This is a genomic window from Collinsella sp. AM34-10, from assembly GCF_003469185.1.
GTDB lineage: Bacteria > Actinomycetota > Coriobacteriia > Coriobacteriales > Coriobacteriaceae > Collinsella.
The window spans coordinates 245,972-253,369 of the sequence record NZ_QSIL01000004.1 but is presented as its reverse complement, the minus strand read 5'-3'; the positions used below and the strand labels follow the sequence as shown (position 1 = coordinate 253,369).

At 60.9% G+C, this 7,398-nt stretch carries 8 protein-coding genes; 5 read left to right on the top strand and 3 right to left on the bottom strand.

The window, feature by feature from the left end:
* Window positions 1–133: 133 nt before the first annotated feature.
* Window positions 134–397, bottom strand: coding sequence for a hypothetical protein (locus DW823_RS05710; protein ID WP_147350660.1), 264 nt, complete (start codon window positions 395–397; stop codon window positions 134–136).
* A gap of 31 nt (window positions 398–428) precedes the next feature.
* Window positions 429–1,064, bottom strand: a complete 636-nt coding sequence (locus DW823_RS05705; RefSeq protein ID WP_117848940.1) for a GyrI-like domain-containing protein — start codon at window positions 1,062–1,064, stop codon at window positions 429–431.
* Between the two features lie 85 nt (window positions 1,065–1,149).
* On the opposite strand from DW823_RS05705, the gene DW823_RS09695 reads away from it, so the two are divergent.
* The 5 genes from DW823_RS09695 to DW823_RS05680 all read left to right on the top strand — a co-directional run bounded on the left by DW823_RS09695 (window position 1,150) and on the right by DW823_RS05680 (window position 5,489).
* Complete coding sequence (locus tag DW823_RS09695; protein ID WP_147332651.1) at window positions 1,150–1,542, top strand: hypothetical protein; 393 nt, start codon at window positions 1,150–1,152, stop codon at window positions 1,540–1,542.
* Window positions 1,543–1,655: 113 nt separating this feature from the next.
* Window positions 1,656–2,618 carry an Abi family protein gene (locus DW823_RS05700; protein WP_117848942.1) on the top strand — a complete coding sequence of 321 codons (963 nt, stop codon included), beginning with the start codon at window positions 1,656–1,658 and terminating at the stop codon, window positions 2,616–2,618.
* 505 nt (window positions 2,619–3,123) lie between these two features.
* The gene (locus tag DW823_RS05695) at window positions 3,124–3,543 is read left to right on the top strand and encodes a YjdF family protein (protein ID WP_117848944.1); all 420 of its coding nucleotides are present in this window, start codon (window positions 3,124–3,126) and stop codon (window positions 3,541–3,543) included.
* Window positions 3,544–4,281: 738 nt separating this feature from the next.
* The gene (locus tag DW823_RS05690; protein WP_118080966.1) at window positions 4,282–4,500 is read left to right on the top strand and encodes a helix-turn-helix domain-containing protein; all 219 of its coding nucleotides are present in this window, start codon (window positions 4,282–4,284) and stop codon (window positions 4,498–4,500) included.
* A gap of 314 nt (window positions 4,501–4,814) precedes the next feature.
* A complete protein-coding gene (locus DW823_RS05680; protein WP_118080964.1) occupies window positions 4,815–5,489 on the top strand; it encodes a DUF3800 domain-containing protein in 675 nt (224 codons plus the stop codon).
* Window positions 5,490–5,745: 256 nt separating this feature from the next.
* On the opposite strand, the gene guaA is transcribed toward DW823_RS05680, so the two are convergent.
* Window positions 5,746–7,344, bottom strand: a complete 1,599-nt coding sequence (gene guaA / locus DW823_RS05675; protein ID WP_035136929.1) for a glutamine-hydrolyzing GMP synthase — start codon at window positions 7,342–7,344, stop codon at window positions 5,746–5,748.
* Window positions 7,345–7,398 lie beyond the last annotated feature (54 nt).

Sequence of the window (7,398 nt, the reverse complement as noted above, 5' to 3'; positions counted from 1 at the left end):
AGCCCCTCGGGCGGCGCGGTGGCCACCATCGCGGTCCCCCTGTGCGGGATCTGACGAATCAGGCCCTCACACCGGCGTGCCTCGCAATCAAACGCTTCCCAGATAATAATGCCCGTTGCAGGGATCGCCCTGTCTAGTCGCCGCCCATGTGCATGAGCATGCCAGCGATGCGAGTCGCCATCTCGTCCGCCGCTGCACGGATGTTGGCGACCCAGGACGCAAGGCCGGCCTGATCGGATGCCTCCGCTTCAAGCACGTCGCAGTTCGCGGTCACCGCCATGAGCGGGGTGACGAGGTCGTGCGAGGCGGTGCAAACGAACGCGCGCTCCCGCGCCTCGGCTCCCCCACCGGTCGCATGGCGCGTCCCGTTGCCGACCACGCCACGGTGAGCCCCCAAAAAGCCGAAGCGATCGGCGTCACTCGCTTCGCTAAATCAACTTTATGGGATGACGGATCACGGTCTTGAGCTTCTCCGGCGCGCACTTGCGCGGGTCGGAGAGGTAAATCTCGTGATGCAGACGGGCTTCGGAGAAGTCGGGGGCGTAGCCCCGTTCCGCCGCGAATGTGCGCATGGCGTCTATGGTCGCCGGCTCGTCGTCGTAAGGCCCGGTATGCATGCACTGAACGCAAAGGCCCTCGTCGACCCTCAGCAGCTCGACCGCCGAGAAGTCCAGCTTCTTCTTGGCGGCAGCTTCCGAAACTGCCCAGTCGAAGTCCTCGCGAGTGACGAAATCGGGCAGACGGATGCACGAGATGAAGTTGAAGTCATCCTTCCGCGCATAATCAATCTCGCCATCGGTGCGGTCTTGCCACCAGAAGCCCTCGAGCGGAGGCACGACGAAGTCGAAATAGCCTTCGATCTCTCGCGGGCTCTTCTTCGACATCTTGATGGTATAAGCGACGCCGTAGAGCAGCGGCAACGCGTTCTGGTACTCGCCGCCTTCGGCATTGGGATTGCCCTTGCCCCGCACGGCGACGTAGCTCATAGGCGGAACGGTTACGATGCTCGGCTTGCCGGACGGCCTGTAGAGCTCCCTGAACTCCTTCTTGAAATCGTATGCCATCGCAACAAACCTCCCTGAGCTTGGGTTTCCATCGATATCCGACCAAATATAGCAATGGGCGCGGCTTCGGAAGAGGCCGCGCCCATTGCAGGATATTATAACACAGAATCGAACGTCTGTTCTATTCCCACTCGATGGCGTCGGTTCTGCCGTCCCGTCATTCCAGTTGCATCCAGTTTTCGGCATCGACACGGAACGCGTGCCGCCGAATGACGCGATGTCGCGTTTCGTCGGCTTCGGGGACAAAAGTTGGGACAACCTCAAAAACTTTTTTCAAACTCAGGGCTTTGAGTTTTTGTTTTTGTCCCAAAGTGCGCGGCGGGTCGCCTTTGGAGGCTCAATGGCGCCGAAAACGCCCGTTTTGAAACTCAACCGCCCTTTTGCCTGCAAGCCGCCAGCTGCAATCGCAAGTGAATTAACGCGGGTGGCTTGCGCGCCATTTGCAAAACCCCAGGTCGCAGGTCTTTGCCATTCGTGAACAAAGTGAGTAGTCTCAGGTGGCTTGCTTATGAGTTGGCGAACGGGCCTTCAGGATTCAGGGCAAACATGCTGGTAGAATAGGATTCTCAAATCAATGACAGGAGACCGAGCATGGCCGAACCCCACGATAGGAAGCCGATCCTCACGATCGAGCAGCAGATAGAGCACCTCAAGCAGAAGGGCGTAGCCTTCGAGCTGTGTTCCGAGGAAGAGGCCGCGGACTACCTGCGCGACAAGTGCAACTTCTTCAAGCTCGCATCCTACCGCAAACTCTTCTCGAAATACGAGGGAGGCCCGCGCGACGGCCGCTACGTAGACCTCGACTTCGGCCAGCTGCGCCTGCTCGCGGCGCTCGACCAGGAGCTGCGCCACGCCCTGCTCGGCATGACGCTCGACATCGAGCACTTCCAGAAGGTGACACTGCTTCGCGAGATGGAGGACCGCGGAGAGGACGGCTACGCCATCGTGGCCGACTACATGGCATCGCTTACCGCTGCAAACAGGGAGTACCGCCTGCGCGAGCTCAAGATGAGCGGCCGCAGCCCCTACAGCTCGAGCCTCTACGCGAAGTACTCCGGCGACATGCCCGCCTGGGCCTTCCTTGAGCTCACCTCGTTCGGCACCCTCATCGACTTCGTGCGCTTCTGCGCCAGGCGATGGGGCGACAGGCGCCTCGAGGCCTCCCACTACGACCTCAAGCGCGTGAAGTCCGTCCGCAACTGCGCCGCGCACGGCTCGTGCCTGATCAACTGCTTCGCCGAGAGGGGCGCCGCCCGGGGCTCGGCGTCCAGCGGCGTCTCCCGAAGGGTCGCCGCCGTGGGAATTCCCAAGGCGACCAGGAGGAAGTGGATGGGGAACACGGCCATGCAGGAGGTCGCGACCGTGCTCGTGGCGCACTCCGGCTTGGTACCCGAGGGCTCCTCGCGCTCGCGCGCCGCATCCGAGCTCGCCGAGATGTTCGCCAGGGCCGACGGCGAAACCGAGGCGCTGCCCGACAAGGGGCCCGACGCCGCAGCTCGCTCCGCGCTCGAATTCCTTCGCAGGTTGACAGAATCGCTCGGGTTGGTAGAATAGCCTGCAGATAGCAAAACCTTCACGGTTTTAGGGGCGGACTTGCGCAAGCGACTCTGCCCTATTTTTATATTCACCCGCTATAGGAGACGGGTGATACCTGGGTCAATGACAGAACTGAGAAGCCCGGAATAATGGAGCCAGTTAGAAACCCTCGGGTTTGCGGGGCGGGATCGTGAGAGCGATTCTGCCCTATTTTTTTCCTCCGTCTGCTCCAAATCAAGTAGTTCGAAGATAGCCTGTAGGTGTCCTCGTGGGCGCCTTTTATTTTCAGGGAATCGGCCGCTTCATGAACGAGCGACCGGCTTGACCTAGATCGAACCGCCTTCATCTCCGTCTAGGCACCGGCAATCAACATCGTGAATCCGCGCGTGCTACAATGCGGGCACCAGAGATGAAAACACAGTCCCCGTCGGGTAGTCGTGGGCGTGCGGGAGTCCGCATCAGTAACCTGCCTCCTTGGTTGTCCCTTCTCTGCATGGTCATCTACATAAAGGAGGAACCAGCCATGCAGATCAGCGTGTCGTCCACCCTGACCGTATATCACGACGGCCAATTCTGGGTCGGGCTGGCGGAGCACGTCGAGGACGGCAGATACGGCGCCGCCCGCATCGTCTTCGGCGCGGAGCCGTCCAATGAGGAGATCCTGCGATTCGTTGTCGGCAAATGGGCGAAGCTCGCGTTCTTCGGCGACGAGGCCACTGAAACAAGCAAGCCCGCGAAGAGCCCCAAGCGACGCGCTCGCGAGGCGGCGAAAGCACTTAAGCAGCCGGCGATGAGCACCAAGGCGCAGCAGGCGCTCGCGAATCAGCGGGAGACGATGAAGCGGGAATCGGCCCAAGCAAGAAGCCAGCGTCGCGCGGATGAGGCGGAGGCGCGCTTCGAGCAGCGAAAACTGAAGCGCAAACAGAAGCATCGCGGTCATTGATACCACCATCGACCCATATATAGCAGCAGGCGTAGCTTCGATTGAAACTACGCCTGCCACCTGGTGCTATAACGTTATACAGAACGTATGTTCTATACTCACTCGATGACTAACCCAGTCCGAGCACTACCGATGCGTGTCGCGTCATACCGCCTAAGAGCTGATTCGTTCAGAAAAGGTTCAGGGGGATCGTCGAGTTTATTGCGCCCTCGCGTTTTACAAAAGAGAGTACAAGGCCCTTTAGCTCGAATTATTGCATTTTGAACCCCGCCGCTCGTCCGTTCCAGTTTGCCCAGACGCCCCTCCCGCGGTGCCCACGTCCCAATGGGTGGGTACCATTTACCCGGGTGCACCTGGGGCAACGGGCCGGCAGGCCCGCGAAAGGTCGCTCGCATAACACGCAACATCAAACACGACAGAAGAGGCGAACGACAGATGCCGGACCCCGGACCACAGCACCGCGGAAGACGTGCATTCCGACCACGAACGAACGAACCTCGATCCTAGCCAGGCGCCCGCATGGGCGCCTTTTGCTTTTCGGGGACTTAGCCACGAGCTAAGGCGCGCAACTCATGGCCGTTTCGTGAAGGCCCGACCAGCTCGACCCACCTCGACCCGTCTCCGCTCCCGCCGTGCGCGCCAACCGCAATCAGGCGGTTCAATCGTCGCGCAGACGAAAAGGGACACGGTGCCGTGCGGCGTGCTCGCGCGGTGCCGCACGGGAAGATTGGAGGAACCATGGCACGCACGGCCGAATGCGTCGCGCCCGAGGGCAACCAAGATCGCGACGAATGGATGACGGTGATCGAGATGCAGGAGTACATGAGGGCGAGCCGAAACAAGGCGTACGGCCTCATCCGGTCGGGAAAGATCGACTCGTACAGGCTCGGCAGGAAGCTCCTGGTTTCGAGGGCGTCAGTAGACGCCTACATCGAGTCGAGGAGCGGGAGGAAATGACGGCGGCGACCGCCCCGGGAGCCGCCCGCGGCCGGGGACGCGAGGGAGCCTCGAGACGAAAGGAGCTCGAGGACAACCATGACCAAGAGCATTAGCGGGAGCCAGGTGAGGCTCATCGCATCGACCAACGCGATATTCGGCACCGACGAGGCGTGCGCGATGCTGCGTATCAGCCGCGACGCAATGTACCGGCTCGCCCCCCTTGCATTCACCGCCAGCGCATGCTATAAGGTTGTTGGTGGCTCATTAAGCTACCTCCAAGTGCCGGGGGAGTCCCCCGGCTATTTTTTTATCTATTCCATTAGGAGTCCCCATTGGCCAAGGAGCTCAGCATCTTCGTCGACGAGAGCGGCGACCGCGGCGGCAAAGCCCGTTACTACCTGCTCACACTCGTCTTTCACGACCAGGCAGACAGCATCGCCGGGGCGGTCACGGGCTATGAGGCCAAGCTTGCCAGGGCCGATCTCCCTAACATTCCGTTTCACTCCGAGCCTCTCATGAACGGGCACAAGGACTATGAGTTTCTTGACATCGAGCAGCGCAAGGTGATGCTCGCCTACTTCTCCTCGTTCATCCGCAAACTTCCCATTTCCTATATCACGTTCGTCTACCGCCGCAGCCAGTTCGAAGACCCGGCAAGGCTAATGGAGCGTATGGGGCGCGATATCTCCTCTGCCATGATTGAACACCTGGGCTTCTTTCAATCCTTCGACGATGTGAAGGTTTACTACGACAACGGTCAGGACATTGTCAAGCAGGCGCTCGACCGCTCGGTGGGCAAGGTCCTCTCAAAAGGGGTCGTCCGACGCCGCAAGACCTCGATGACCGACTACCGCCTCGAGCAAGTGGCGGATTACCTCTGCACCATCGAACTTGCCTTGGTCAAGTACGAGGCCAAGGAGAACGGTGAGACGTACAACAAGTTCTTCGGAGGTATAGGCTCTTTCAAGAGGAACTGGCTCAAGCAAGCCCGCAGCAAGCGGATATAGCTGGTCTCGCGGTTTCGCAAGGAACGGTCAGCTCTCCTCTGGCGAGGAACCCCGGGCGACGAGCTTCGAGCGGCGGAAGCTGAAGCGCAAGTAGAAGCAGCACGGGCATTGATCGGTGCCGACATGGGCCCAGACGTGAACAGTGCTACGTCCCCTGTTCACGGGGCGCGAAACCGCAAGGTTGCACAGAGGTTGCAAAACAAGAAGCCCCCGACCTGTTTTCGCAGGTCAGAGGCTTGAAATCAACGAATATCGTTTACTCCCACTCGATCGTCGCGGGCGGCTTGGACGTGATGTCGTAGCACACGCGGTTGGCGCCGGGGACCTCGGCAACGATGCGGCCCGAGATGCGGGCCAGGACGTCGTAGGGCAGCTTGGCCCAGTCGGCGGTCATGGCATCGCTGGACTCGACGGCGCGCAGGATGATCGGGCGCTGGTAGGTGCGCTCGTCGCCCATAACGCCCACGGACTTAATGTCGGGCAGGACCGCGAAATACTGCCAGCAGCTGTGCTCGGAGTTGCGCTCGCCGGTCTGCTCAAACAGACGCTGGTTGTAGGCGTCGAGCTCCTCGCGCACGATAGCGTCGGCATTCTTGAGAATCTCGAGCTTCTCCTTGTCGACCGCACCGATGATGCGGATGGCCAGACCCGGGCCCGGGAAAGGCTGGCGGAACACGATATGACCCGGCAGGCCAAGCGCCAGACCAAGTGCGCGGACCTCGTCCTTAAAGAAGTGGTCGAGCGGCTCAATAAGGTCGAAGTGCACGCCCTCGGGGAACGGGATCAGGTTGTGGTGGCTCTTGATGGTGGCCGTCTTGCCACCCGTCTTGCGAGCGCCGGACTCGATGATGTCGGGGTAGATGGTGCCCTGAGCCAGGTACTTGACCGGCTTGCCATCGGTCTCAAGCTGTTGCGCCACGGCGAAGAACTCTTTCCAGAACTGCGTACCGATGATGCGGCGCTTCTCCTCGGGCTCGGTCACGCCGGCCAGAAGCTCGGCATAACGGTCCTCGGCGTGGACGTGGATAAAGTCGACGTCAAACTGCTTGGTGAAGACCTCCTCCACCTGCTCGGGCTCGCCCTTGCGCAGCAGGCCGTGGTTGATGAACACGCAGGTCATCTGCTTGCCCACGGCACGGGCGCCCAGTGCAGCCACGACGGAGGAATCGACACCGCCAGACAGGGCCAAAATCACGCGGTCGTCGCCGACCTTCTCGCGGAACTCGGCCGTCATGGTCTCGACCAGGTTGTCCATGCTCCAGTTGGGCTCCAGGCCGCAGATCTCAAACAGGAAGTTGCTCAGCAGCTGCTGACCGTACTCGGAGTGCTTGACCTCGGGGTGGAACTGCGTGGTGAAAATCTTGCGCTCGACGCACTCCATGGCGGCAACCGGGCACACGTCAGTGCTGGCGGTAACGGTAAAGCCCTCGGGCACCTCGGACACGGCGTCGCGGTGGCTCATCCACACGGTTTGCTCCATGGGCGTGGAGTTAAAGAGCTTGGCGCCGGCAGTGCGCGTAATAGTGGCGCGGCCGTACTCGCCCACCTCGGAGTGCCCGACCTTGCCGCCGAGCGTCACGGCCGTGATCTGATGGCCGTAGCAGAAGCCCAGGACGGGAAGGCCCAGGTCAAAGATGGCAGGATCGATGGACGGAGCGTCCTCGGCGTACACAGAGGCCGGGCCGCCAGAAAGGATGAGCGCAGAGGCGTTCATCTCGCGAATCTCATCGGCCGAGATGTCGCAGGGAACGATCTCGGAATACACGTTGAGGTCGCGGACGCGACGGGCAATGAGCTGACCGTACTGCGCACCAAAGTCGAGTACGAGGACCTTTGCGGAAGCCTTTTGATCCATGGTTTCCCCCTCTTGTTGGCGGGGAGCCGGTGCCCACCCGCGTGAATGAACGAA

What these genes read in the sequence shown, in the direction of transcription:
- DW823_RS05705 (WP_117848940.1), bottom strand. Translation starts at nt 1,064, where the DNA reads ATGGCATACGATTTCAAGAAGGAGTTCAGGGAGCTCTACAGGCCGTCC.
- DW823_RS05700 (WP_117848942.1), top strand. Translation starts at nt 1,656, where the DNA reads ATGGCCGAACCCCACGATAGGAAGCCGATCCTCACGATCGAGCAGCAG.
- DW823_RS05695 (WP_117848944.1), top strand. Translation starts at nt 3,124, where the DNA reads ATGCAGATCAGCGTGTCGTCCACCCTGACCGTATATCACGACGGCCAA.
- DW823_RS05690 (WP_118080966.1), top strand. Translation starts at nt 4,282, where the DNA reads ATGGCACGCACGGCCGAATGCGTCGCGCCCGAGGGCAACCAAGATCGC.
- guaA (WP_035136929.1), bottom strand. Translation starts at nt 7,344, where the DNA reads ATGGATCAAAAGGCTTCCGCAAAGGTCCTCGTACTCGACTTTGGTGCG.